Here is a 24,052-nt window from a genome sequence, read left to right on the forward strand (position 1 = left end):
CAGCCGGGCCGACGGAGCTCTCGGCACCTAGACAAGGAGGTACTGGATGAAGGTCACGACCGCCGAGTGGGAGACCGGGGAGCTGACGCCCGAGAGTCTCCTCGCAGCCCAGCTGAACCTGAAGATCAAGGGCTACGTGATCATCGAGGACGTCTTCGACGAGGCACAACTCACGGCGCTGAAGGCGCGCTTCAACGAGCTGCTCAACGCCTACGTCGAGAAGACGGACCCGAACCGCGGAGCGAGCCGGTACGGCATGCCCCTTCCCTTCGAGTCCCCCTTCGCGAGCACCACCCTGGTGGCGAACCCGATCATCCTCCAGGTGATCCGGTCGATCCTCGGCGAGGACATCATCTGCTCGTTCTTCGCCTCGGACACCGCGCTGTCCGGGTCCCAGTACCAGCAGGCGCACTCGGACGTCGCGCCGCTCTTCCCCGAGGACGACATCAGCCTCCCGCCGTTCTGCTACGTCGTGAACATCCCGCTGGTCGACTTCCGGCCGGACAACGGGCCGACCGAGATCTGGCCCTACGGAACCCACCTCGTGGGTGACCCGCGCGTCGTCCCGATCCCCGACTTCACCCGGATCCAGGAGCTGCGGGAGTCGGCCCTCGGGCGGTTCACCGAGGAGGAGATGACGCCCCAGCAGGTGATCACGCCCGCCGGCTCCGTCGTCATCCGTGACATCCGGATGTGGCACCGCGGGACCCCGAACCGCTCGCAGGACCCGCGACCCATGATGGCCATGGTCTACAACCGGCCTTGGTACAACCACGGAGTGGTCGAGATCGCCGGAGATCAGTTCGAGATCCTGCCGTCCGAGGTCAAGCAGGTCTTCCGGAAGGCGGTGCTCCGATGAGCGGAGTGCGGACTCGTCGGGCGGCACTGGCCATCGCGACGGCGGCGGCAGTCGGGCTCCTCGCAACCGGATGCAGCCCGGCAGCCTCGAACGGGAGCGGCGGCAGCAGCAGCAGCAAGGTGACGATCAACTGGTACGTCCAGCCGCTGAACAGCACCTCCATCTGGCCGGACCTCGTCGCTGCCTTCAACAAGTCGCATCCGAACATCGAAGTCACCCTGACCGTCGGACCGACGAACGTGGACACCGTCCGCGGAACGCTGTCGACGCAGCTCGGGAGTGGCTCGGCGACGCCGGACGTCTACGAGGGCGACATCACCTGGCCGGCCCAGTTCGCCAAGGCGGGCCTCGCCGTCAACCTGACGAAGCTCTTCCCGAAGAGCTTCTGGGACCGCTTCTCGCCCGGAGCGATCACGCTGGCGCAGTACAAGGGGTCGTCGTACAGCGTTCCCTCCTGGACCGAGGCCGCCTTCCTGTACTACCGGAAGGATCTCCTCACGAAAGCCGGCCTCCCCGTGCCGAGCACCTGGGAGGAACTGGTCGCCGACGCCAAGAAGGTCCAGGCCACCGGCGCGGTCAAGGACGGCTACACCTGGCAGGGCGCGGGATACGAAGGGCTGACGTGCGACTTCAGTGAGCTGGTCGCCGACGCCGGCGGCGGCATCGTCTCGAGCGACTACACGAAGGGGACGCTGGATTCGGCGGCAGGGCAGAAGGCGCTCGCCTTCCTCAAGGAGACGATCGCCAGCGGGGTCAGCCCGAAGGCGACACCGACCTTCCAGGAGCCCCAGTCGCTGAACGACTTCACGGCCGGCAACGCCCTCTTCATGCGGAACTGGTCGTACGCCTGGGCGATCACCCAGGACCCGAAGCAGTCCAAGGTGGTCGGCAAGGTCGGTATGGCTCCACTTCCGTCCTTCGCGGGACAGCCGACGCCAGGGGCTTCGACGAACGGCGGCGGCGGGATGTTCATCAACCCGCACTCGAAGTATCTGAAGCAGGACGTCACCTTCCTGACCTGGCTCACCGGGACGGAGGCGCAGGGCATGTTCGCTTCGGTGGGGAAGGTCCTGCCCGCCAACGTCCAGGCGCAGACACCTCAGGCCCAGAAGGACGTGGGTCCCGTCGGGCAGGTGCTGGCCAAGCTCAAGATCGTGGGTCGCCCGGTCGGCACCCCCGCCTACTCGCAGGTCTCGCGCGCGCTCTTCCAGAACGTGAACGCGGCGCTGAGCGGTAACGCGAGTGTGAGCGGTGCACTGTCGTCCGCGGACAGTCAGATCACGACCGCACTGAGCTCCTCTCGGTAAGCGCGCATCGGCTCGGTCCGGTCGCGTCTTCGGCTCATCGCCGGGGGCGTGACCGGACCGCTCGCACGCTCTATGAACTCGGCACTGGACAACGGAGACCAATGACCTCAACATCGGCCAGGGCGTCGATCGTCGGCCCGCCCGCCCTCTTCCCTCCTCGAGCATCGAGGAGAGCGCGGATCTCGCGCCGGCGGGGATATCTGCTCACCGCGCCCGCGCTCCTCGTCGTCGCTCTCGTCACCCTCGCCCCCATCGCGTTCTCGGTGTACCTGAGCCTGTGCGCGGTGACGGCCGGCGCCGACGGCTTCGACTACTCGCTCGTAGGACTTCGGAACTACGCCGCCGCGCTCGGGAGCCAGGCGCTGTGGTCCGCACTGACCTTCACCGCCGTCTACACCGTCGTGAGCGTCACGGTCCAGGTCGTCCTGGGCCTCGGTGTGGCGATCATCATCGATCGGATGACGAGAGGCACCGGAGTGGTCCTCGCACTGCTCCTCGTGCCGTGGGCCATGATCACCGTCGTATCCGGGCAGCTCTGGTCCTACATCTTCAACGGTGTCTACGGGCTGGCCGACTACCTTCTCGTCGTTCTGCATGTCGTACCGGCTCCGGTCACGATCCTGAGCAACCCCGTCGGCGCGTTCGTGGCGCTGCTGGTGGCCGACTCCTGGAAGACGATCCCGTTCGTCTCGTTGATCCTCTTCGGCGGCCTCCGCACGGTCGACAAGGAGCTCTACGCGGCGGCCCGGCTCGATGGTGCCGGTGGGTGGACGATTCTGGGAAGGATCACGATCCCCCTCATCCGTCAGTCGCTGATCACGGCGGTGGTGTTCCGCGTGCTCCAGGCGTTCGGGATCTTCGACCTGCCCTTCGTGCTCACCAACGGCGGTCCCGGCAACGCGACGCAGTCGATGGCGATGCTGGCCTACAACGCGCTGTTCCAGGACCTGAACATCGGGTATGGCGCCGCGATCTCGTGCATCACCGCGGCCGTCGTGATCGTGTTCGCCGTCGTGTTCCTGCGGGCGTTCAAAGTGGAGGAACCCGGTGGCTGATCAGCGTGGTGGGGTCACTCGCCCCGTGGCAGGCCGGCGGAGGCGGGTGCGCGCCGGTACGGTCGCCGATATCGCCGGGGTGGCGGTGGGCGTCGTGTTCCTGCTCCCCGTGCTCTGGCTCGCCGTCGGCGCGTTCAAGCCCGTCAGCGCCCTGGGTGCGTTCCCCCCAGAGCTGCTGCCGATCCCCGCGACGACCTCGAACTTCGCGGCGGCCTTCGCGACGAACAACTTCGGCGTCTTCCTCGGCAACAGCGTGATCGTCGGCGCGATGAGCACCGTGATCGTGGTGTGCCTCGGTCTGCCGGCGGCATACGGGCTCTCCCGGACCTCGATGCGAGGACGCGGCGGTGTGCTGACCGGTCTCCTCGTCATCTCGGTCTTTCCGGTGATCGTGACCATCCCGCCGCTCTATGTGGCACTGCGCACGCTCGGTTGGCTCAACAGCTATCAAGCCCTCGTGCTGCCCTACGTGGCCTTCAACCTCCCACTCGCGATCTGGACGATGAGGAACTCGCTGCTGGCGGTCTCGCCGCAGATGGAGGAGGCCGCGGAGGTGGATGGGGCGTCGCTGCCGCGGACGATCCTCCAGATCATCGTGCCGCAAGCGCTTCCGGGGATCTTCGTGGCGGCGGTGCTGACCTTCGTGGCGTGCTGGCAGGAGTTCCTGATGGCCTTGAGCTTCAACTCGAATGCGGCGTACCAGACCGCCCCGGTCGGCATCGCGCTGTTCGGGGGCACATTCCAGCTGCCGTACGGGACCATCTTCGCGGCGTCGCTGGTCGCCCTCCTCCCGATCCTTCTGCTGGTTCTCGCGCTGCGTCGCTGGGTCGTCGACGGACTCAGCACGGGCTCCGTGAAGGGATAAGCGGTGCACGAGGATCCGGAAGCGGGAGAGGCATGCGCCCGCGACGCCCGCGTGGTCGGCATCGCGGGCGTGTGGCACGTGCACGCCGCTGACTACGTGGCGGAGCTGCTCGAACGCACCGACGTCCGGATCCGTGGCGTCTGGGACCGCCGTCCCGCGGCCGCTCGGGCGTTCGCCGAGCCCCGCGGATTGCGCTGGGTGGACGATCTGGACGGGCTGCTCGAGGACCCGTCGGTGGATGCGGTGGTCGTGACGACCGCGACGGCGGACCATCCCGACGTCATCGCCAGGGCCCTGAGAGCGGGGAAGGACGTCTTCTCGGAGAAGGTGCTCGCCATCCGGCTGGAGGACGCCCTCGCCCTGGAGGCGCTGGCCTCGCAGCTGGACCGGGTGCTCTTCGTGTCCTTCCAACGTCTCGCGGAGCCGTGGGTGAGGACTCTCGACGGGGTGGTGCGATCGGGTCGTCTTGGAAGGATCATGTCGTCGCGATTCCGCTTCCAGCACGCGGGCGCGGCGGCTGGCTGGCTTCCGGCGGGATTCCTCTCCGGCCAGGAGGCCGGTGGAGGCGCGGTGATCGACCTCGGCGTGCACGGCCTCTACTTGAGCCAGCTGATGAACGGAGCGTTCCCCGTCAGCGTCTCCTCTCGCGTGTCGCATCTCACGGGGTCGGCGGTCGAGGACGACTCGGTCGTCATCCTCGAATACGGGAACGGTTCGCGCAGCGTCCTGGAGACGAGCCTCGTGACCGCCCCGGACGATGTGCGGTGGGCCGAGGTCCACGGCACGGAAGGCTCGGCGTACATCTCCCCTGAGGACCTGACCGTTCGTGTGCGGCGCGGGGACGAGACGACGTGGGCGGTGCAGCAGCCGTCCGAACCCTGGCCGCGCCCTCTCGAGGTCTTCCTGGGCACGGACGCCGGAGGTCCCGACCAGGCGCGCAACCGGGCGGACTCGCTCCGGATGGTGGCCCTCGTCTCCGCGGCGTACGCCTCCGCGGCGAGCGGGAAGGCCGTGCGGGTCACCGATCCCTCGCGGATCACGGCCGTACCCGGCGATGGAAGCGCGCCGGCGTGAGCTGGTCGAGAACGGCGATCTCCACGTGCGGGAAGGCTCGGGGCGGGCTCGGAGCTGAACGATAGGCTGGTCACCGGCCGACCTTCGGCCCGCTACAGAGGTATCCGGGTGTGAACACAGCTGCTCGTCGTGCATCGGGAAGCACGGCTCTGGCTCTTCGGCTGATCCGAGTGCACAAGGTGCTCAGCCGGGTGGAGCTCTCCGAGCGAATGGGGTTCACCGTCGCGGCGATGACGAACATCGTGCGGAGCTTGCTTTCCGACGGCTTCATCGAGGAGGCGGGAAGTTCCGGCAACACCGGGGGAAAGCCCAGGACGTTGCTGCGGATCAAAGGCGACTCGGCCTACGCCGTGGGGGTCTCGGTCGACCTGGAGAGCATGTCCTTCGTTCTGGTGAACCTCGCCGGGGACGTCGTCGATACCCTCCCCACCCGAGCGTCTCCTCAGGGCGACGAGACATTGGCCGCCGAGATCGCTCGCGGCGTCGATGACCTCCTCGAGCGGACGGAGGTCCCTCGGGATCGGGTGATCGGGGTCGGTATCGCCGGCCAGGGGCCGCATGGCCGTTCGGCGACCGGCCGGGCGTCGGCAGGGCCCTATGCCGACCAGTGGCTGGACGACGAGGTGGGTCACCTCGTGACTCGGGGTCTCGATCTACCGGTCCTGATCCAGAACGACGCGAACGCCGTTGCTGCCGGTGAATTCAGCCTGAGCCTCGACGCGCGCACCTCCGGCAACTTCGCCTGCGTCTACCTGGGCGAGTCCGGCCTCGGGTCGGGCATCTTCACGGACGGCCAGCTCCTTCTCGGCAGCAACTCGTATGCCGGGGCGATCGCACACCTGTCCATCGATGTGGACGGGCCTGAATGCTTCTGTGGGAGCCGGGGGTGCCTGGAGCTGTACAGCGCTCCGCGGTCCATCATCGAGGCTGTTCGAGCTCACGACGAAGATGCGGCCGACGATGCCATCGGCGTCGCTGCGTCGGGTCCGGTGACGATGTCCGATGTCGCTCGAGTGTATTCGGCGGCTCGGTCCGGTCACCCGTACGCGGCGGAACTCGTCTCGGACATCGCTCGCTATGTGGCGTCTGCGAGCGCGACGATGGCCACCCTCCTGGATCTCAATCTGATCGTGTTCTCCGGCGACGGCTTCCTCGGCATCGAGGAGCTCTGCTTGACCGCTGCCCGGGACGTCGCCGGCCGGTTCATGGAGGTCGGCGCCCGCCCTGGTTTCGCGGTTCGCATGTCGCAACTCGGTCCAGGGAACGTGGCCGCCGCCGTGGGCGCAGCGGTCGGTGCGCTCGAGGCGCTTCCGATGCAGGTCCCGCCCCTGATCGCCGCGTCCGGTGGCGCCTAGGCGAGTTCGCCTGACCAGTCTTCTGGACCTATCTCAGCCCTGCCGATGTGGCGACGGTCACCGCCCTGTTCTTTTCGGAGGGACCTGCTCCCCCTTGTGCCGCGCGTGCGGGACGAGAGCGGGCGCCCGATGGACGATGCAGCCCTCCAGCGGGTCCGTCCCGGAATCGTCGCCTACGCGCCCGCCGAAGTCACCGAGGCCGAGGCCAGCCTGCGGGAGCAGCGGGGTGCTATGGCCGAAGGGCGCTCTCGAACTCGCCTGGCGCCGGGCACGTGCTGCAGCCGGTGTGGACGAGCGTCCGACCTTCCACGGGCTCCGCGCAATGTATTTGACGGCGTACACGGCGGCGGGTGCGCCGATGCCGCTGGTGATGGCCTGTGGCGGGCACTCGTCGGTGAAGGCGGCGATGGAGTACCAGCGCAACCTGTCAGACCTGTCGAGCGACGAGAAGAAGGCGATGATTGCGCGGCTCGTGAGCAAGAAAGACCGCAAAGAGTTCGGCAGATGGTGCACGCGGGGTGCACAGGCCCCGGAAACGACGAACGGCCTGATCGGGTTCCTCTGGCGAGAGAAGTTCCTGATCAGGCCGTTCGTCTTGTGGATCTGAGGGGACTCGAACCCCTGACCCCCTGCATGCCATGCAGGTGCGCTACCAACTGCGCCACAGACCCGGACACCGCGTGAAGCGGCCTGTCGAGTGTACACCGACGGCCGTCGCCGGGTCGGATTCAGCGGCTCGGCGCGGGCTCCGCGAGCAGCGGCGCGACCCGCTTGCTCGACCGGCCGGCCCAATCGGTGTTGCTCACCGACGCGAGCACGACGATGGCGACGCCGGCCACCGCGATGGTCCACCAGAGCGGATGCGCGTCCGTCACGAGTGACCTGCCGACCTTCCCCCCGCTCGACGCGCCGGTGATCGAGCCCGCGAGGGCGATGCCGAGCGCCGTGCCGATCTGCCGGCCCGTCGAGGTGATCGCCGCGGCCGCGCCGCCCTGCGCGTTCGGCATGCCCGACACGGCGGTGTTCGTGATCGGGGCGTTCACGAGGCCGAACCCGGCCCCGAAGAGCGCGAAGATGACGAGGATCAGCAGGATCGGCGACGTCGCCGTCGTGAACGTCAGCAGCACGGCGGCCACGATGACGATCAGGCCCGACAGCGTCATCGGCAGCCGCGTGCCCCGCGTGCCGACCAGGCGCCCCGACAGCGGCGACGTGAGCAGGATCAGGATCCCCGCCGGCATGAACAGCAGACCCGTCGTCACGGGCGAGAAGCCGCGCGCGTCCTGCAGCGCGAGGGTGTTCGTGAACAGGAACGCGCCCCACGACCCGAACGCCGCGACCGCGGCGACGATCGCCGACGCGAACGGGATGCTCGCGAAGAACCGCGGATCGATGAGCGGGTCGTCCCGGTGCAGCTCGTACGGCACGAAGCCGACGAGCGCCGCAGCCCCCACCACGACCGCGCCGATCGTGAGCGGGGAGCCCCAGCCGAACTGCGGCCCCTCGATGATCGCGAACACGATCGTGGCGAGCCCCACGATCACGAGCAGCTGCCCGACGGGATCGAAGCGGCGCACCCGGTCCGACTTCGACTCCGGCACGAACAGGGCAGTGAGCACGATGGCCGCGACGACGATCGGCGCATTCACCCAGAAGATCGACCGCCACCCGATCGTGTCGACGAGCAGGCCGCCGACGACCGGGCCGAAGCCGAGCGAGACGCCGCTGATCGCGCCCCAGACACCGAGTGCACGGGCCCGCGCCCGCTTGTCCGTGAACGTGTTCGTGACGATCGACAACGAGACCGGGTTGAGCATCGATCCACCGACCGCCTGCAGCACCCGGGAGGCGATCAGCATCCCGTCGGACACCGCCAGGCTGCAGAGGATCGACCCGACACCGAAGATCAGCAGCCCGATCTGGAACACCCGCCGCCGCCCGAAGCGATCGCCGCTCGACCCGGACAGCACGAGGAAGCTCGCGATCGTCAGCGTGTAGGCGTCGAGCGTCCACTGCAGGCTCGCGACACCGGCGTGCAGCTCCCTGCCGATCGAGGGCAGGGCCACGTTCGTCACCGTCGCGTCGAGCGTGACGATGAAGAGGCTGAGGCAGCAGATGACGAGGATCAGGACCCGGTGCCGGTAGCGGGGCGGCAGGTCGTCTTCAGGCATCGGTCGATGCTAGGTCGGCCTCCATCGGCGTTCGGTGGAGGCTCAGGAATCGGGGCTGCTCACCGGTCCGAGCACGGCCGTCGCGATCGTGGTCAGTGCCGAGTCGGCGCTCGACGGGTTGAACGCGCCCGCGAGCACGTCCCGGTAGAGACGTGAGAGCTCGCTCGACGCCGCGTAGCCGCTCCCGCCGCCGACGAGGATCGCCTGGTCGACGACGCCTTTCGCCTGATCCGTGACCCGCACCTTGAGGCCCGACGCCTTCGCGAACCACCACGGGCCGTGGTCGGCCCGCTCGTCGACGTCGCGCGCGAGCGAGCGGATCTGCGGATCGAGCCCGTCGTCGATCAAGGCGGCCGACGCGATCCGGCGCCGCACATCCGGGTCGTCCGAACGGGACGCGCCGCCGAGCTTCAGGGACGTGCGCCGGGCCGCCGCCTCTGCGGCGAGCGCGACGGCCCGATGGGCGATGCCCGCGTAGACGGAGGCGAGCAGGATCTCGAAGTTCACGAAGACGCCGAAGACGAGCGGATCCGGATTCGGCCCGGGTGGCAGCCGCCGCACGATCCGGTCGGCGGGCACGACGGCGCCGGTCAGCACGGTGGTGTTGCTCTGCGTCGCCCGCTGGCCGAGCGTGTCCCAGTCCTCGCGGATCTCGATGCCGTCGGCCGAGCGGTCGAGGAAGCCCCAGACGATCCGCGGTGCGTCCTCGCTCGTCGAGTCGAGGCCGAAGGTGCCGAGGCGCGTCCACACCGGCGACAGCGAGGTGAACGTCTTCGTGCCCGTGTACGCGTAACCCCCGTCGGCACGTGGCGCGGCGGCGACGGTCGAGCCGAACAGCACGAGGTCGTTGCCCGCCTCGCTCACGCCGAACGCGAACACCTCGCCGGCCGCCGCCTCGCGGAGCACGAACTCGAGGGCGTCGTCGCCGCGGTCGAGCAGGGTCTTCGCGACCGCGGTCCACACGAGGTGCATGTTGACGGCCAGCGCGGTCGCGGGCGCGGCCTGCGCGAGGCGGGTCTGCTCGGCGGTCAGCTCTTCGAGCGAGAGCCCGGCACCGCCGAGGCGCTCCGGCGCGAGTGCGGCCAGGTAGCCGGCCGTCCGCAGCTCGGCGAAGTCGTCGTCGGGGAACGTGTTGTCGCGGTCGTGCGCGGCCGCGCGCTCGTGGATGCGGGCGAGCAGGCCGTCGTCGAGAAGACGCCTCATGCGCCGAAGACCCCCTCGAGGAAGGCGTTGCCGAACGTGCGGTCGGGATCGCGGAGGTCCCTGAGGCGCTCGAAGTCGTTCCACCGCGGGTAGTGGTCCCGCAGCCGCACCCCGGAGGCGGCGAAGAGCTTGGCCCAGTGCGGCCGGGCGCCGAGCGGGAGCAGCCGCTCCTCGACGCGGGGGAGCAGCGGCAGCACGAGGTCGGGCAGGTCCCGCCAGGTGAACTGGATCGACACCGCGTCGGTGCCGTAGGCGCCGGAGAGCCAGAGGTCGTCCGCCGCCATCGTGCGGATCTCGCTGATGTGCAGCGCGGCGTCGAGGTCGTCCGCCATCTCGTGGACGGTCGCCAGCGCCTGCTTCGCGGTGGCGCGGGGCACGAGGTACTCACTCTGCAGCTCCTCACCGACGCTCGGGGTGGCCGCCATGCGGAAGTGCGGCAGCCGGTCCCACCAGGGACCCGGGACGCCGCCCGCCTCCGTGTTCTTCGTGTCGACGCCGATCTCCGCGACACCGATGCGGCCGCCGGCGGGCCGCGCACCGAAGAGGTCGTCCGGCGGCTCGGTGTCGCGGGACTTCACGAGCACCCGCTCGACGGGACCGCGCCAGCGGGTGAACAGGCTGACGCTGTAGCCGACCGCCGTGATCTCGTCGAACCGGTCCAGCGCCGCCGACCACGGCAGGTCGAGGTACGCGTCCTGCCGGATCTCGTAGGTGGGTTCGATCGCGAGCGTGAGACGGGTGACGATGCCGAGCGCGCCCATCGCGACGACGGACCCGGCCACCTCGTCCCCGGTGACCTCACGCAGGGCCCCGTCCGGACCGATGATCTGCAGCGCGCGGACCGCGCTCGACATCGTGCCGAGGCGGTCGCCGGATCCGTGCGTCCCGGTGGCGACCGCACCGCCGACCGAGATGTGGGGGAGCGAGGCGAGGTTCGCGAGCGCCCACCCCCGCGCGTCGAGTGCCTGACCGAGGTCGCCCATCCGCACGGCCGCCCCGACGGTCGCGGTCGCGGCCTGCTCGTCGATCTCGAGGTCCATCGGCAGGCGGTCGAGCGCGACGAGCACGCCGTCGCCGTCGGCGCAGTCGCTGAAGGAATGGCGGGTGCCCAGAGCGTGCACCCGCGCCGAGCGGCCGACGAGCTCGCACGCCTCCTCGAGCGACGCCGGATGCGCGATGGGCGCCGAGTAGGTCAGGTTCCGTGCCCAGTTGCGTTCCGCCGCCACAGGCGCAACCTAGCAAGCGTCGATGCGGTCCGCGGTCGCGGGTCAGAGTCCGGTGCCCCCGAGGATCATGGCGGCCGCGAGCAGCAGCGCCGCCGACATGACGGCCCGGAAAGCCGCTCGCCCTGGGCGCGGGCGCAGCGCCGCGACCAGGGCCCCGATCGCCGCACCGGCCGTGACGGCGAGCAGGGCGATCCCGATGGGACCAGGATGCGCCCCGAGCCCGACCAGCACCGCCGCCCCCAGCATGACGACCGCCGCGATCGCGCCAGCGGTCCGGGCGCCGAGCAGCTGCGGCAGCCCGCGCGAGCCCTCGGCCCGGTCGGCCGCCACGTCGGGCACCACGTTCGCGAAGTGGGCGGCCACGCCGAGCGCGACACCGGTGGCGGTCGCCCACAGCGGTGGCCATGCCGGCGGCACGCGGAGCAGCGTCGCGAGCGCCGGCAGGCTGCCGAAGCTCACCACGTAGGGCAGGACCGATGCGGGGGTGCGCTTCAGCCCGAGGTTGTACATCCACGCGGACGCGACGAACAGGAGGTGCACCAGCGCCGCCGGCAGCGAGGCGGGCAGCGGCAGCAGGAGTGCCGGCACGAGGGCGGCCAGCGCGGCCGTCCGGAGGCGGGCAGGGGCGATGCGCCCATCGGCGGCGGGCTTGTCCGTGCGGTGCGCCGCCCGGTCGCGGCCCGCGTCGAGCCAGTCGTTCGACCACCCGACCGACAGCTGGCCGAGCAGCATCCCGACCGTGAGGAGCAGGATGCGCCAGGCGTCCGCGCCGGAGGCGACGCCGAGCGCGAGCGTGATCACGGTCACGACCAGCGTCGGGCCGAGGTGGGCGCTGCGCGCGAGCGCGACGGCGGATCCGCCGCGTGAGGTCACGTCCTCATTGTGGCGGGGGAGCGGCGGCGCCGGATGATCGGGAGGAATCGATCATCCGGCGTTCGCCGGTCTCGGGGCGGCCGGCAGTGGGTGCTGCGGGCCGCGGGGATCCCGAGGTGGGGCTCAGCGGTCGATGGGGGCGGCCGCTGCAGAGCTCGGCGCATGGGGGTGCGCCTGGATGGACGTGACGGCCAGGCCGGACGTGCAGAGGAGAAGCAGTGCGCCGGTCATCGCCAGGCTGCCGATCCGCTGACCGCGGGTCGGTGCGCCTGCGCCGCGGGGAGCGGCGGAAACGATGATCGACATGGTCCCTCGTGCTTCGTTCGGTCCGGCCGGTTCGTTCGGACAGCAAGGACGCTACGCCGGGGGAGAGGGGGACTCCAGACCCCACTCCTGGCGACACAGACAGGTCGGTCTACCCGAGAACTGCCCCGATTCGTCCCCCGAACGTCCGTCGGCCGCGTACCCCGAGGGCAGGATCCGAGCCGAACCGCACCACCCGTCCAGCCCGGGTTCCTAGGCTCCGGGCTGTGACCAACGCGACCCTGCTCATCCTCGGCGCCACCGGCGACCTCACGAAGCGGCTGCTCCTGCCCGGCGTCGGCAGCCTGATCGCCGGCGGCGAGCAGCCGGACCTCGACCTCCTCAAGGGCCTCACCCTGCTCGGATCCGCTCGATCGGAGACGGCGGCCGACGACTGGCGCGGAGTGGTGCGCACCGCGTTCGAGGGCGTCGACGCCTCCGGGGACCTCGCTGAGTCGATCATCGGGAAGGCGGCGTACGTCAAGGCCGACCCGACGGAGCCGGACGACTGGAAGGCCCTCCTCGACGCGGCCGACGGCGACGAGCTCGTCGTCTACTTCGCCCTCCCGCCCGCGGTGATCTCGAAGGTCGCCGACGTCCTGAAGGACGTCGACCTCCCCGAGCGGACGGTGCTCGCCGTGGAGAAGCCCTTCGGCAGCGACGCCGAGAGCGCCGCGCGCCTGAACGAGGTGCTGCGCGCCGTGGTCCCGGAGGAGCGGATCCACCGGGTGGACCACTTCCTCGGGCACCGGGCCACCCTCGGCATGCTCGCACTCCGGTTCGACAACCGGCTCTTCGATCCCGTCTGGAACGCCGACGACGTGGAGCGGGTCGAGATCGTCTACGACGAGCAGCTCGGGCTCGAGGGCCGCGCCGGCTACTACGACACCGCGGGCGCGCTGAAGGACATGCTGCAGTCGCACCTGCTGCAGGTGCTCTCGGTCGTGGCGACGGAGGCGCCGGCCACCGTCGATCCGGTCGACCTCCGCGACGCGACCGCCGCCGCGCTCCGCGCCACCCGAGTGTGGGAGCACGGGCCGGTCTTCCCGAACACGGACGCCCCGTCCCGGCGTGCCCGCTACACGGAGGGTGACGTGGGCGACCGGCACCTGCCGTCCTACGTGGACGAGGAAGGCGTGGACGCGAGCAGGAACACGGAGACCCTCGCCGAGATCGCCCTCGAGGTGCGCACGGCCCGCTGGGCCGGCGTGCCGTTCGTGCTCCGCTCCGGCAAGGCGATCGGCTCCCCCCGGGACGAGATCAGGCTCACGGTGCGGCCCGTCCGGCACCGTCCCGGCGGGCAGTCGGGCGAGGGGGAGCAGGAGCAGATCGTCATCGGGTTCAAGCCCCCGCGGCTCGGGCTCCGGCTCACGGCCGGCGGCGGCTCGATGCCCTTCGGTCTCGAGCCCGAGAACGTGGACGGCGAGCTCCCGAGGAGCGCCGTCACCGAGTACGGCGAGGTGATCCGCGGCGTGCTCGGGAACGACCCGACGCTGTCGGTGCGCGGCGACGTCGCGGAGCAGTGCTGGCGGATCGTGCAGCCGATCCTCGACGCCTGGGCGAAGGACGAGGTGCCGCTCGACGAGTACGCGGCCGGCAGCGCGGGCCCCGAGGGCTGGCAGCGGCACTGAACGACTCGGCGACGCGAGCCGATCTCGAGACGGGAGGCTCGGCCCTCGCCGGGCCCACGGCCCCTTCCGGGCCGGGGAGGGCCGAGCCGGACCGCCCACGACTCGCGCCGCAGGTGGGCCCACCGGCCCTTCCGGCCGGGGACGGCGGCGCGACACGAACTACAGGAAGCCGGCTTTCGCGAGCTCCTCGGCGAGGCCCTTGCCGTCGGGGGCGTAGATCCAGTGCACGCCGGGCGGCGTCCGTGGGCCGCCCTCGCGCGAGCGGCCTCCTGCGAGCACGGCCTCACCGGGGGAGAGCCGGCGGATGCAGATCGCTGCGACGTTCTCCGGATGGTCCTCGGCGAACCCGCCGTAGGTGTCCTCGTCGTGCTGCCCGTCGTCGCCGATGAGCAGCCAGCGCACGTCGGGGAACTCGACGGCGAGTCGCTCCAGCTCGTCGATCTTGTGCTGGCGCCCCGAGCGGAAGATCCGATCCGGGGTCGGGCCCCAGTCGGTCAGCAGCAGGGGCCCGGGCGGGTAGAGGTTGCGGCTGAGGAACCGGGTCAGGGTCGGCGCGACGTTCCAGGCGCCGGTGGAGAGGTAGAGGACGGGAGCCTCGGGGTGCTTCCGGTGCAGGCGGTCGTAGAGCACCGCCATGCCCGGCGTCGCGGCCCTGGCGTGCTCGTCGAGCACGAGGGTGTTCCATGCCGCGAGCAGCGGGCGGGGAAGCGCGGTGATCATCACCGTGTCGTCGATGTCGGAGACGATGCCGAAGGGCGCGGACGGATCGAGCACGAACACCGGCGCTTCGACGGCCGGTGCGTTCTCGTCCTCGCCCTCCGGCTCGAGCCGGACCCGATGCCAACCGGGCTCGAGGTGGGCCTCCAGCCGCACATCGATCACGCCGCCGCGGTCGGCGAGCACGTGATGGACCACGTCACCGATCGTCACCTTCACCGGCTGCCGGTCCACGGCGATGCTCGTGAAGCTGTGCCAGCCGCGGACGGACTCGGCCCGGGTGATCCCCGGCTTACCGACGATCAGCACCCGTCCCAGCACGCGGACCCACCCAGGGGCGCCGTAGCCGGTGTAGGGGATGACGGTCGGCAGCAGGCCCCGGCGGCGCGCGCGCTGCTCGCGGAACTCGCGGACGGCGTCGTCGATGCGCATCGCACGGCCGACGGCCTGCTCCACCGCCGGCGGCGGTCGGCGGCGCCGGAAGCGCGGTCGTCCGGGCGCGGCCATGGGCCGAGTCTGTCAGACCGCCCGTGTCGGATCGTTACGGCGGCCCTTCCCGGGGGACGCGACGCCGTCCGATGCCGTGCATAGACTCCACCAACGCGCCATCGGGGGCGCGTGCAGCGAGCAGGACGGAGCCCGGCGCATGGCGATCGAGTTCCGCCACGTCTCCAAGACCTTCCCGGACGGCACCACGGCAGTCGAGGACTTCTCCCTCTCCATCCCCTCGCACGAGACCACGGTTCTCGTCGGCTCGTCGGGCTGCGGCAAGACGACGCTGCTGCGGATGATCAATCGCATGGTCGACCCGAGCAGCGGATCGATCCTGATCGACGGCGAGGACATCTCCGGCATCCCACCGGTGGGGTTGCGCCGCCGCATCGGCTACGTGATGCAGAACTCGGGCCTGCTGCCGCACCGCACGGTCGCGGACAACGTGGCGACCGTGCCGATGCTCACCGGCGTGCCGAAGCGCAAGGCCAGAGAGGACGCGCTGGCCCTGCTCGACCGCGTCGGGCTCGACCGCGGCCTCGCGAAGCGCTACCCGGCCCAGCTGTCCGGCGGCCAGCAGCAGCGGGTCGGCGTCGCGCGCGGCCTCGCCGTCGACCCGAACATCCTGCTCATGGACGAGCCCTTCGGCGCCGTCGACCCGATCGTGCGCGACGAGCTCCAGCAGGAGCTGCTGCGCCTCCAGGGCTCGCTCGGCAAGACCGTCGTCTTCGTCACCCACGACATCGACGAGGCCTTCCTGCTCGGCAACCAGGTCGTGATCCTCCAACGCGGCGGCCGCGTCGCCCAGGTCGGCAGCCCGAAGGAGATCCTCGCCAACCCGGCGAACGACTTCGTGGCCGACTTCATCGGGGCCAAGCGCGGCAAGCGGCGCTTGACGGCCGAGGCCGGCGCGAGCGGCGACGAGGTGCTGCTCGTCGACGCCGCCGGCTACGCGGCCGGCGTCATCACGGCGCCCGGTGGTCGCCTCGAGCTCGCCACCGCAGGCAGCTCACCGAAGTCCCGCAGCGTCTCGAACAAGACGGACCAGGCCGGAGACGCCTGATGGACTGGGTATGGAGTCACGCCGGCGACCTCTGGTCCCTGGTCCTGACCCACGTCGGACTCTCGGTACCACCGATCGTCCTCGGGTTCGTGATCTCCGTACCTCTCGGCTACTGGGCCAGCCGCTCGGCCGCAGCCCGAGCCGTGCTGCTCACGCTCGGCAACGTGCTCTACACGATCCCGTCACTGGCGTTCATCCTGCTGGTGCCGGTCGTCCTCGGCTTCGCGCTCCTCGACGCGAAGAACGTCCTCGTCGCGCTCACCGTCTACGCGATCGCGATCATGGTGCGCAGCGCCGCGGACGCGTTCGCCTCGGTCTCCGCCAGCGTCCGTGAGTCCGCCGTCGCGCAGGGCTTCTCGCCGGCGCAGCGCTTCCTCCGCGTGGAGCTGCCGCTCGCCGGGCCCGTGCTGCTGGCCGGCGTCCGGGTGGTCTCCGTCAGCACCGTGAGCCTCGCCACGATCGGATCGCTCGCCGGCATCGACAGCCTCGGCAACCTCTTCACGGACGGCTTCCAGCGGGACTTCGCGGTGGAGATCATCACGGGAATCGTGCTGGTGCTCGCGCTGGCGGCGGTCTTCGACGTGGTCCTCTCCCTGGTCGGGCGGCTGCTCCTGCCCTGGAGCCGACGCACCGGGCGCGGGCGCGTTCGGCGTTCGGCGCCGGCCGCTGCGTCCGTCTCGGAGCAGGTCGCATGATCCTCCTGCTGCAGGGCGTCGCGTGGCTGCTCGACCCGGCGAACTGGGCCGACTCCGCGACCCCGGGGCTGCTCTCCCAGCTGCTCGGTCAGCTCGGGATCACGCTGGCGAGCATCGTCGTCGCCGTGGTGGTCGCCGTCCCGCTGGGCGTCCTGATCGGCCACACCGGCAGGGGCCGTCTGGTCGCCATCGTCGCGAGCAACGCCGCTCGGGCGCTGCCGACGCTCGGCCTGTTCTCGGTCGTGGTCATCGCGCTCACGCTCGACCCGCAGTGGCTGGCTCCCGTCATCCCGCTGGCGCTGCTGGGGATCCCGCCCCTGCTGGCAGGGACGTACGCCGGCATCGAGGCGGTGGACGGGCAGGTGGTCGACGCCGCCCGGGCGATGGGCATGACCGAGTGGCAGGTGCTGCTGCGGGTCGAGATCCCGCTCGGCGCTCCGCTCATCGTCGGCGGGTTGCGTGCGGCCGTGCTGCAGACGGTCGCGACGGCCACGCTCGCCTCGTTCTACGGCTTCACCACGATCGGCAACTCGATCCTGCTCGGCCCGGACAGCAACCAGTACATCCCGATGATCGGCGGCTCGCTCCTCGTCACGGTGCTGGCGCTCGCCATCGACGGGCTGTTCGCCCTCCTTCAACGATCTTCCGCGCCACGTGGGGTGTCCCGTGGCGCGCGCCGAACCACCAACGCAGCACGCGGCCGATTCATCACGAGCCCGGCCGGGACACCCATCTCGAGAGGAAATTGATCCCCAATGTCCCTGAATCGCAGAAGCGCCCTCGGCCTCGCGGCCGTGGCCGTAACCACGGCGCTCACCCTGACGGCCTGCTCCAATTCGAGCTCGCTCGCCGGAAGCTCGAGCGCACCGGCCTCGACCGGCAAGGCCGGTGACAAGACCCTGATCATCGGGTCTACCCCCTACCCGGAGACGCAGGCGCTCGCCCAGATCTACGGGCAGGTGCTCGCGAAGAACGGCTACACGGTCACCTACAAGATGAACGTCGGCCAGCGAGCCGTCCTCATCCCTGCACTGGAGAAGGGGGAGGTGAACTTCACGCCCGAGTACCTCGGCTCGCTCGCCAACTTCCTCGGCAACACCAAGGCGCTGCCCGATGCCGCCACCGGCAAGACCGTGCTGGACGGGGAGCTGAAGTCGAAGAGCCTGACCGCCCTGACGCCCGCCGAGGCGACCGACGCCGACGCCCTCCAGGTCACGAAGTCGTTCGCGTCGAAGTACGGGCTGGCCTCCTACGGCGACCTCGCCAAGGCCGGAAGCGTCACGCTCGCGGCGAACCAGGAGTTCTCGACCCGGCCCGACGGGCTCAAGGCACTGAAGTCGATCTACGGGCTGAAGAACATCAAGTTCAAGGCGATCCAGGACGGCGGCGGACCGGCGACGGTCAAGGCGCTGACGAGCAACACGGTGCAGGTCGCGGACATCTACACGACCTCGCCGCTGATCGCGCAGAACAACCTCGTGACGCTCAAGGACGACAAGGGTCAGTTCGGTCCGCAGAACATCGTGCCCGTCCTCACCTCCAGCAAGGTGAGCTCCGCGCTCACGGCTCTGGTCGACAAGGTCTCCGCCGCCCTCACGCAGGCGGAGCTCGTGAAGATCGACGATCAGGTGTTCACGAAGAAGATCGACCCGGCCGCGGAGGCCACGACCTGGATCACCAGCAAGGGCCTCGGCTGATCTCGCGTCCCTGCTAGGAACGGGGCGGGCGCGCATCGGCGCCCGCCCCGTTCGTCGTCTCCATCGGCTCGTCGAGGCGTGTCTCACGCCGTTCGTAGCGATGCAGGAGGCGCTTGCCGAGGGCGACGGCGACCAGGAAGACCACGAAGGCGCCGAGGAGGATCCAGCTCGCGAAGTGCAGCGTGCCCGACAGCGCACGGTAGCTCGACCCGGCCGCCGTCCCGACCGAGACGTAGATCAGGGCCCAGAGCGCGCAGGCGGGCGCCGTCCAGGCGAGGAACCGGCGGTACGGCACGTCGCTCGCACCGACGGTCACGGGCACGAGCGCGTGCAGCACCGGCAGGAACCGGCTGACGAAGATCGCCACGCCGCCCCTGCGGTTCAGCCAGCGCTCGGCCCGCAGCCACTGGTGCTCGCCGATGCGCTGCCCGAGCCGGCTGCCCCGCAGCCGGTCGCCGAACCACGCGCCGATGGCGTAGCCGACGCTCTCGCCGAGGAGCGAGCCGGCGATCACCGTGAGCAGGAGGAGGAACCACTCGAGGAAGCCCTTGTTGGCGGTCGCGGTGACGAGCACGATGCTGTCGCCCGGAACGACGAGGCCGACGAACAGCGACGTCTCGCAGAACATGCCGCCGAACGCGACAAGATAGCGCCACGCCCCGATCGCCTCGAGGCTCGCGAGCATCGCGGTGAGCCATGCGTCCACCAGGTGCTCCTTCGCGTCCGCTGATCCGTCCGCCGGGATCACCGGCGTCCGTGCCCGAGGTCAGCGTAGGCGCAGATACCTCTAGGGTTGAAGGCTGTTCCGCCGCCGATTCCCGCAAGGACCGCACCATGGCCGACGCCGAGCCCGACGGGCTGCCCACCGCCCAGCAGCTGCAGGAGAAGTGGCTGCCCCGATGGGACGAGCTGCAGCTCTTCCGCTCCTCCCAGCCCGAGGACAAGCGGCCACGCAAGTACATCCTCGACATGTTCCCGTACCCGTCGGGCGACCTGCACGTCGGGCACTCCGAGCAGTACATGCTCGGCGACTTCCTCGCCCGGTACTGGCGTCAGCGCGGCTTCAACGTCCTGCATCCGATCGGCTGGGACTCGTTCGGTCTTCCGGCCGAGAACGCCGCCATCAAACGCGGAGCGGATCCGCGTCAGTGGACGTACGACAACATCGCGCAGCAGCGCGAGACGTTCCACCGGTTCGGGGTCAGCTTCGACTGGGGCCGGGTGCTGCACACGTCCGACCCCGAGTACTACCGGTGGAACCAGTGGCTGTTCCTGCAGCTGTACCGCCGCGGCCTCGCGTACCGGAAGGACAGCTGGGTCAACTGGGATCCGGTGGACCAGACGGTGCTGGCGAACGAGCAGGTGCTGCCCGACGGCACGTCGGACCGGTCCGGCGCGGTCGTCGAGAAGAAGAAGCTCACGCAGTGGTACTTCCGCATCACGGCGTACGCCGACCGGCTGCTCGACGACCTGAAGCAGCTCGAGGGCACCTGGCCGGCCAAGGTGCTGGCGATGCAGCGCAACTGGATCGGCCGCTCGAACGGTGCCGAGGTCGACTTCCCGGTCGAGGGCCGCGACGAGCCCATCACGGTGTTCACCACCCGTCCGGACACGCTGCACGGCGCGACGTTCATGGTCGTCGCGCCGGACGCCGACCTCGCGGCGGAACTCGTCGAGGGCGCACCGGCCGAGATCGCCGAGCCGTTCGCGGCGTACCTCGCGCGCGTCCGCTCCACGACCGAGGTCGAACGGCTGAGCGCCGACCGGGTGAAGACCGGCGTGTTCCTCGGGCGGTACGCGATCAACCCCGTGAACGGCGAGCGGCTGCCGATCTGGGCGGCCGACTACGTGCTCGCCGACTACGGCACCGGCGCCATCATGGCGGTGCCGGCGCACGACCAGCGCGACCTCGACTTCGCGCGGGCGTTCGACCTGCCCGTGCGGGTCGTCGTCGACACGACGCAGCCGGCGACCGGCGTCATCCCGACGATCCGGCCCGGCGAGCCGGTGCCCGACCTCGGCTCCCTCGACCCGAAGGCGACCGGCGTGGCGCTGCCCGGCGAGGGCCGGCTCACCGCGTCCGGCTCCCTGAACGGTCTGTCGAAGACGAACGCGATCCAGCGCATCATCAAGGACCTCGAGGCCGCGGGTACCGGTCGCGCCGCGAAGAACTACCGCCTGCGCGACTGGCTGATCTCGCGGCAGCGGTTCTGGGGCACGCCGATCCCGATCATCCATGCGGCCGACGGCACGGAGATCCCCGTGCCCGAGGACCGGCTACCGGTGCTGCTGCCGGACACCGAGGGGCTCGACCTCAAGCCCAAGGGCACCTCGCCCCTCGGCGCGGCCGAGGCGTGGGTCAACGTGCCGAGCCCGATCGACGGCAGCCCGGCGCGTCGGGACGCGGACACGATGGACACCTTCGTCGACAGCTCCTGGTACTTCCTGCGCTTCCTGTCGCCGCACGACGACGCCCGGCCCTTCGACCCGGCAGAGGCCGAGAAGTGGGCGCCCGTCGACCAGTACGTCGGCGGCGTCGAGCACGCGATCCTGCACCTGCTCTACGCACGCTTCATCACCAAGGTGCTCTTCGACATGGGCCTCGTGCACTTCACCGAGCCGTTCAGCGCGCTGCTCAACCAGGGCATGGTGCTGTCGGGCGGCCAGAAGATGTCGAAGAGCCGCGGCGGGGTCGACCTCGGCACGGCGATCGACACGTGGGGCGTCGACGCCATCCGGGTAGCGATGGCCTTCGCCGGCCCGCCCGAGGACGCGATCAACTGGGAGGACGTCCACCCGGCGGGTTCCATGAAGTTCCTCGCCCGCGCCCTGCGGCTCGCCGAGGACGTGACGAGCCGGCCCGACGTCGTCTGGGCGACCGGCGACGACTCGCTGCGCCGCCCCACGCACCGGCTGCTCGCCGACGCGCCCGGCCTGGTGGAGGCGTTCAAGTTCAACGTGCTCATCGCGCGGGTGATGGAGCTCACCAACGCGACGAGGAAGGCGATCGACTCCGGCCCGGGGGCCGCGGACGCCGCGGTGCGGGAGGCGACCGAGACGATCGCGCTGATCCTGAGCCTCGTCGCGCCGTTCACGGCCGAGGAGATGTGGGAGCGGCTCGGCTACCCGCCGCCCGTCGCCCTCTACGGCTGGCGGAAGGCCGACCCGACCCTGCTCGTCGAGGAGTCGGTGACGGCGATCGTGCAGGTCGACGGCAAGGTGCGGGCACGGCTCGACGTGCCGCCCACCATCACCGCCGAGGACCTCGAGCGCCTCGCCAGAGGCAACGACGTCGTCCGTCGCGCCCTGGGGGAGAAGCGGATCGGTCGCGTCGTCGTGCGGGCGCCGAAGGTCGTGAGCATCGCCACCGAGTAGCGTCCGGTCCTCCCCAGGCCGTCCCACCGGCATCCCGGGGGGCTGACGGGCGGTGTCCCCGGGTGCGCCGCGCCGCTTCCCTAGCGTGCCCGCGTGGAACCCCTCATCGCCGACCTGCTCGCCAGGGCGCGGTCGGCCCGACGCCGGCTGCTGATCGGCGGCGGGATCGCCGTCGCGATCGTCGCGCTCGTGATCGCCGTGGCCCTCTCGGCCACGTCGGCGAGCGGCGGCACGGTGCGGGTCGCCGTCGTGCCGGCCCGATCGTCGCCCGCACCCACGCCCTCCGCGCTGCTCGTGCAGGTCACGGGCGCCGTCCGCCGACCAGGACTCGTGTCCGTGCCGGACGGCTCCCGGGCCATCGACGCGATCGCGGCGGCAGGCGGACCGACCGCTCAGGCGGACGAGAGCGGCGTGAACCTCGCCGCCCGGGTGGTCGACGGGCAGCAGCTCATGGTTCCGACGCGGGGCTCGGCGCCTGCCGCGGCGCCCGCAGCGACGGCGGCCGGGGGTCCGGTCAGCCTCAGCGCGGCGAGCGCCGAGCAGCTCGAGACCCTGCCGCGGATCGGGCCGGCCATGGCCGCGCGGATCATCGCGTGGCGCACCGCGAACGGGCCGTTCCGCTCCGTGAACGACCTGCTGAAGGTCGGTGGCGTCGGGCCGAAGACGCTGGCGGGCCTGCAGGGCCTCGTCACCCCGTGAAGGCGGCCCTCGCTCGCACCGGTCTGCTCGTCCCGGCGCTGCTCGCGGAGGCACTCGCAGCGGCGCTCACGATGGCGCCGGGCCTCTGGCCGGTGGTGGCGCTGGTCGCGGGCGGCACGGCGATCGTCGTCCCGGTCTCGATGCGCCGTCTCGGTCGGCCCATCCGTCGGCTGGTGCTCGCGACCGCCGCGGCCGCGGGCGCGGTCGCTCTCGCCGTCGGCGTGCACCAGCCGGCGCGAGATCCGGGGTGGCTGCCGACCGGCTCACCCGTCTCCGCGGTGCTGCGGATCGAGTCGGTCACGCCGATCGCGTCCAACGACCATGCCGGCGCGCTCACTCGGCGGCTCCTCGTGCGTGCGGTGCTGACGGCGGCGACCGTCGGCGGGACGGCCCGCCCGGCGTCCGCGCCGCTCGTCGTCTTCGCGGACCGGCTGCCCCTCGCGGCGCAGGCGCCCGGCACGTCCATCGCGGTGGTCCTCGTGGTCCGGCGGGCGCCGCCGGACGACGATGTGGCCTTCACGGCGGGTACCCGGGGCAGCGTCCGCGTCGTCGGCAGGGCCGATCCGGTGCAGCGCGCAGCGCAGGCGCTCCGCGCCGGCCTCGTGCGCCGGGCCGGGAGGCTCCCGGGAGACGGCGGCGCCCTCCTCCCCGGTCTCGCCATCGGCGACACCAGCCGAGTGAGCCAGACCCTCGACCAGGCGATGAAGGACGCCTCGCTCAGCCATCTCACCGCGGTGTCCGGCGCGAACTGCGCGGTCGTCACCGTCGCCGTCCTCGGCCTCGCGACCCTCGCCCGGCTCCCGCGCTGGGCCCGCGGCCTCGCGGCAGCGGGCGCCCTCCTCGGCTTCGTCGTGCTGGTGACTCCGCAACCGAGCGTGCTGCGTGCCGCGGTGATGGCGGCCGTCGCGCTCACCTGCCTCGTGACCGGCCGGCGAGCCGCCGGTACGCCGGCGCTGGCGGTCGCGGTGCTCGTGCTGCTGCTCGGCGATCCATGGCTCGCCCGGAATCCGGGCTTCCTGCTCAGCGCCCTGGCGACCGGCGGCCTCCTGCTGCTCACCCGGCCCATCGCGGACCGGCTCGGCCGTGTGCTGCCCCGGCGACTCGCGTTGGCCCTCGCGGTGCCGATCGCCGCACAGCTCGCCTGCGAGCCGGTGCTCGTGCTGCTGCAGCCGACCGTGCCGCTCGCGGGCGTTCTGGCGAACCTCGCCGCCGAGCCGGCGGCACCCGTCGTCACCGTGCTGGGGCTGCTCGCATGCCTTCTGCTGCCCCTGATCCCGCCGCTCGGCGGCGGCCTCGCCCTGCTCGCCTGGCTGCCGGCCGCTTGGATCGCCGCCGTCGCCCGGGTCGCCGCCGCAATGCCCGCCGTGCCCTGGCCCGTCGGCGTCGCGGGCG

At 71.0% G+C, this 24,052-nt stretch carries 22 protein-coding genes and 1 tRNA gene; 15 read left to right on the top strand and 8 right to left on the bottom strand.

What is annotated here, in order from left to right; all coding sequences use genetic code 11:
• Positions 1-46: 46 nt before the first annotated feature.
• The 7 genes from JWQ92_RS00600 to JWQ92_RS00630 all read left to right on the top strand — a co-directional run bounded on the left by JWQ92_RS00600 (position 47) and on the right by JWQ92_RS00630 (position 7,122).
• Positions 47-859: a phytanoyl-CoA dioxygenase family protein gene (locus JWQ92_RS00600; protein WP_297342518.1), complete on the top strand. Its 813-nt coding sequence runs from the start codon at positions 47-49 to the stop codon at positions 857-859.
• Positions 856-2,166 (top strand): ABC transporter substrate-binding protein, encoded by a 1,311-nt coding sequence (locus tag JWQ92_RS00605; RefSeq protein ID WP_297342519.1) that lies wholly within the window; start codon positions 856-858, stop codon positions 2,164-2,166. The genes JWQ92_RS00600 and JWQ92_RS00605 overlap by 4 nt, the downstream gene beginning before the upstream one ends.
• Before the next feature lie 101 nt (positions 2,167-2,267).
• On the top strand, positions 2,268-3,221 hold the full coding sequence (locus JWQ92_RS00610) for a carbohydrate ABC transporter permease (protein ID WP_297342520.1): 954 nt from the start codon (positions 2,268-2,270) through the stop codon (positions 3,219-3,221).
• A 46-nt stretch (positions 3,222-3,267) separates the two neighbouring features.
• The gene (locus JWQ92_RS00615) at positions 3,268-4,086 is read left to right on the top strand and encodes a carbohydrate ABC transporter permease (RefSeq protein ID WP_297342521.1); all 819 of its coding nucleotides are present in this window, start codon (positions 3,268-3,270) and stop codon (positions 4,084-4,086) included.
• A 3-nt stretch (positions 4,087-4,089) separates the two neighbouring features.
• Positions 4,090-5,160, top strand: coding sequence for a Gfo/Idh/MocA family oxidoreductase (locus JWQ92_RS00620; RefSeq protein ID WP_297342522.1), 1,071 nt, complete (start codon positions 4,090-4,092; stop codon positions 5,158-5,160).
• A 170-nt stretch (positions 5,161-5,330) separates the two neighbouring features.
• Positions 5,331-6,515: an ROK family protein gene (locus JWQ92_RS00625; protein ID WP_297342523.1), complete on the top strand. Its 1,185-nt coding sequence runs from the start codon at positions 5,331-5,333 to the stop codon at positions 6,513-6,515.
• 226 nt (positions 6,516-6,741) lie between these two features.
• A complete protein-coding gene (locus JWQ92_RS00630; RefSeq protein ID WP_297342524.1) occupies positions 6,742-7,122 on the top strand; it encodes a tyrosine-type recombinase/integrase in 381 nt (126 codons plus the stop codon).
• Here JWQ92_RS00630 and JWQ92_RS00635 read toward each other — a convergent pair.
• From JWQ92_RS00635 to JWQ92_RS00660, 6 genes are all read right to left on the bottom strand, one after another.
• Positions 7,114-7,186: transfer RNA gene (locus JWQ92_RS00635), tRNA-Ala, on the bottom strand. The genes JWQ92_RS00630 and JWQ92_RS00635 overlap by 9 nt on opposite strands.
• 57 nt (positions 7,187-7,243) lie before the next feature.
• Complete coding sequence (locus tag JWQ92_RS00640; RefSeq protein WP_297342525.1) at positions 7,244-8,686, bottom strand: MFS transporter; 1,443 nt, start codon at positions 8,684-8,686, stop codon at positions 7,244-7,246.
• A 42-nt stretch (positions 8,687-8,728) separates the two neighbouring features.
• On the bottom strand, positions 8,729-9,889 hold the full coding sequence (locus JWQ92_RS00645) for an acyl-CoA dehydrogenase family protein (RefSeq protein ID WP_297342526.1): 1,161 nt from the start codon (positions 9,887-9,889) through the stop codon (positions 8,729-8,731).
• Complete coding sequence (locus JWQ92_RS00650) at positions 9,886-11,115, bottom strand: FAD-binding protein (RefSeq protein WP_297342527.1); 1,230 nt, start codon at positions 11,113-11,115, stop codon at positions 9,886-9,888. Before JWQ92_RS00650 ends, JWQ92_RS00645 begins: the two co-directional genes overlap by 4 nt.
• A 42-nt stretch (positions 11,116-11,157) precedes the next feature.
• The gene (locus tag JWQ92_RS00655; protein WP_297342528.1) at positions 11,158-11,988 is read right to left on the bottom strand and encodes a UbiA family prenyltransferase; all 831 of its coding nucleotides are present in this window, start codon (positions 11,986-11,988) and stop codon (positions 11,158-11,160) included.
• 123 nt (positions 11,989-12,111) lie between these two features.
• Complete coding sequence (locus JWQ92_RS00660) at positions 12,112-12,294, bottom strand: hypothetical protein (RefSeq protein WP_297342529.1); 183 nt, start codon at positions 12,292-12,294, stop codon at positions 12,112-12,114.
• Positions 12,295-12,518: 224 nt separating this feature from the next.
• Here JWQ92_RS00660 and JWQ92_RS00665 point away from each other — a divergent pair, with 224 nt between their 5' ends.
• A complete protein-coding gene (locus tag JWQ92_RS00665; RefSeq protein WP_297342530.1) occupies positions 12,519-13,922 on the top strand; it encodes a glucose-6-phosphate dehydrogenase in 1,404 nt (467 codons plus the stop codon).
• Between the two features lie 159 nt (positions 13,923-14,081).
• On the opposite strand, the gene JWQ92_RS00670 is transcribed toward JWQ92_RS00665, so the two are convergent.
• A complete protein-coding gene (locus JWQ92_RS00670) occupies positions 14,082-15,071 on the bottom strand; it encodes an App1 family protein (RefSeq protein ID WP_297342540.1) in 990 nt (329 codons plus the stop codon).
• A 214-nt stretch (positions 15,072-15,285) separates the two neighbouring features.
• Between JWQ92_RS00670 and JWQ92_RS00675 the strand changes: the two genes are divergently transcribed.
• The 4 genes from JWQ92_RS00675 to JWQ92_RS00690 are packed head-to-tail and all read left to right on the top strand — an operon-like array spanning position 15,286 to position 18,586.
• Positions 15,286-16,194, top strand: a complete 909-nt coding sequence (locus JWQ92_RS00675) for an ABC transporter ATP-binding protein (protein WP_297342531.1) — start codon at positions 15,286-15,288, stop codon at positions 16,192-16,194.
• The gene (locus tag JWQ92_RS00680) at positions 16,194-16,889 is read left to right on the top strand and encodes an ABC transporter permease (protein ID WP_297342532.1); all 696 of its coding nucleotides are present in this window, start codon (positions 16,194-16,196) and stop codon (positions 16,887-16,889) included. Before JWQ92_RS00675 ends, JWQ92_RS00680 begins: the two co-directional genes overlap by 1 nt.
• Complete coding sequence (locus JWQ92_RS00685; protein WP_297342533.1) at positions 16,886-17,638, top strand: ABC transporter permease; 753 nt, start codon at positions 16,886-16,888, stop codon at positions 17,636-17,638. The genes JWQ92_RS00680 and JWQ92_RS00685 overlap by 4 nt, the downstream gene beginning before the upstream one ends.
• A gap of 45 nt (positions 17,639-17,683) precedes the next feature.
• Positions 17,684-18,586, top strand: coding sequence for an ABC transporter substrate-binding protein (locus JWQ92_RS00690; protein ID WP_297342534.1), 903 nt, complete (start codon positions 17,684-17,686; stop codon positions 18,584-18,586).
• A gap of 13 nt (positions 18,587-18,599) precedes the next feature.
• Here the strand turns inward: JWQ92_RS00690 and JWQ92_RS00695 are convergent, their stop codons facing one another.
• Positions 18,600-19,292 (bottom strand): DedA family protein, encoded by a 693-nt coding sequence (locus JWQ92_RS00695; RefSeq protein ID WP_297342535.1) that lies wholly within the window; start codon positions 19,290-19,292, stop codon positions 18,600-18,602.
• Between the two features lie 128 nt (positions 19,293-19,420).
• On the opposite strand from JWQ92_RS00695, the gene leuS reads away from it, so the two are divergent.
• The 3 genes from leuS to JWQ92_RS00710 all read left to right on the top strand — a co-directional run.
• Positions 19,421-21,961: a leucine--tRNA ligase gene (gene leuS, locus JWQ92_RS00700; RefSeq protein WP_297342536.1), complete on the top strand. Its 2,541-nt coding sequence runs from the start codon at positions 19,421-19,423 to the stop codon at positions 21,959-21,961.
• Between the two features lie 93 nt (positions 21,962-22,054).
• Positions 22,055-22,660 carry a ComEA family DNA-binding protein gene (locus JWQ92_RS00705; protein ID WP_297342537.1) on the top strand — a complete coding sequence of 202 codons (606 nt, stop codon included), beginning with the start codon at positions 22,055-22,057 and terminating at the stop codon, positions 22,658-22,660.
• On the top strand, positions 22,657-24,052 hold a 1,396-nt coding region (locus JWQ92_RS00710), incomplete at its 3' end, for a ComEC/Rec2 family competence protein (RefSeq protein WP_297342538.1). The genes JWQ92_RS00705 and JWQ92_RS00710, both read left to right, overlap by 4 nt.

Origin of the sequence: Amnibacterium sp. (genome assembly GCF_025463795.1) — a bacterium.
GTDB lineage: Bacteria > Actinomycetota > Actinomycetes > Actinomycetales > Microbacteriaceae > Amnibacterium.

Coding starts and splice junctions, on each gene's coding strand:
- leuS (WP_297342536.1), top strand. CDS start 19,421: ATGGCCGACGCCGAGCCCGACGGGCTGCCCACCGCCCAGCAGCTGCAG.
- JWQ92_RS00660 (WP_297342529.1), bottom strand. CDS start 12,294: ATGTCGATCATCGTTTCCGCCGCTCCCCGCGGCGCAGGCGCACCGACC.
- JWQ92_RS00645 (WP_297342526.1), bottom strand. CDS start 9,889: ATGAGGCGTCTTCTCGACGACGGCCTGCTCGCCCGCATCCACGAGCGC.
- JWQ92_RS00685 (WP_297342533.1), top strand. CDS start 16,886: ATGATCCTCCTGCTGCAGGGCGTCGCGTGGCTGCTCGACCCGGCGAAC.
- JWQ92_RS00610 (WP_297342520.1), top strand. CDS start 2,268: ATGACCTCAACATCGGCCAGGGCGTCGATCGTCGGCCCGCCCGCCCTC.
- JWQ92_RS00670 (WP_297342540.1), bottom strand. CDS start 15,071: ATGCGCATCGACGACGCCGTCCGCGAGTTCCGCGAGCAGCGCGCGCGC.
- JWQ92_RS00640 (WP_297342525.1), bottom strand. CDS start 8,686: ATGCCTGAAGACGACCTGCCGCCCCGCTACCGGCACCGGGTCCTGATC.
- JWQ92_RS00605 (WP_297342519.1), top strand. CDS start 856: ATGAGCGGAGTGCGGACTCGTCGGGCGGCACTGGCCATCGCGACGGCG.
- JWQ92_RS00680 (WP_297342532.1), top strand. CDS start 16,194: ATGGACTGGGTATGGAGTCACGCCGGCGACCTCTGGTCCCTGGTCCTG.
- JWQ92_RS00600 (WP_297342518.1), top strand. CDS start 47: ATGAAGGTCACGACCGCCGAGTGGGAGACCGGGGAGCTGACGCCCGAG.
- JWQ92_RS00675 (WP_297342531.1), top strand. CDS start 15,286: ATGGCGATCGAGTTCCGCCACGTCTCCAAGACCTTCCCGGACGGCACC.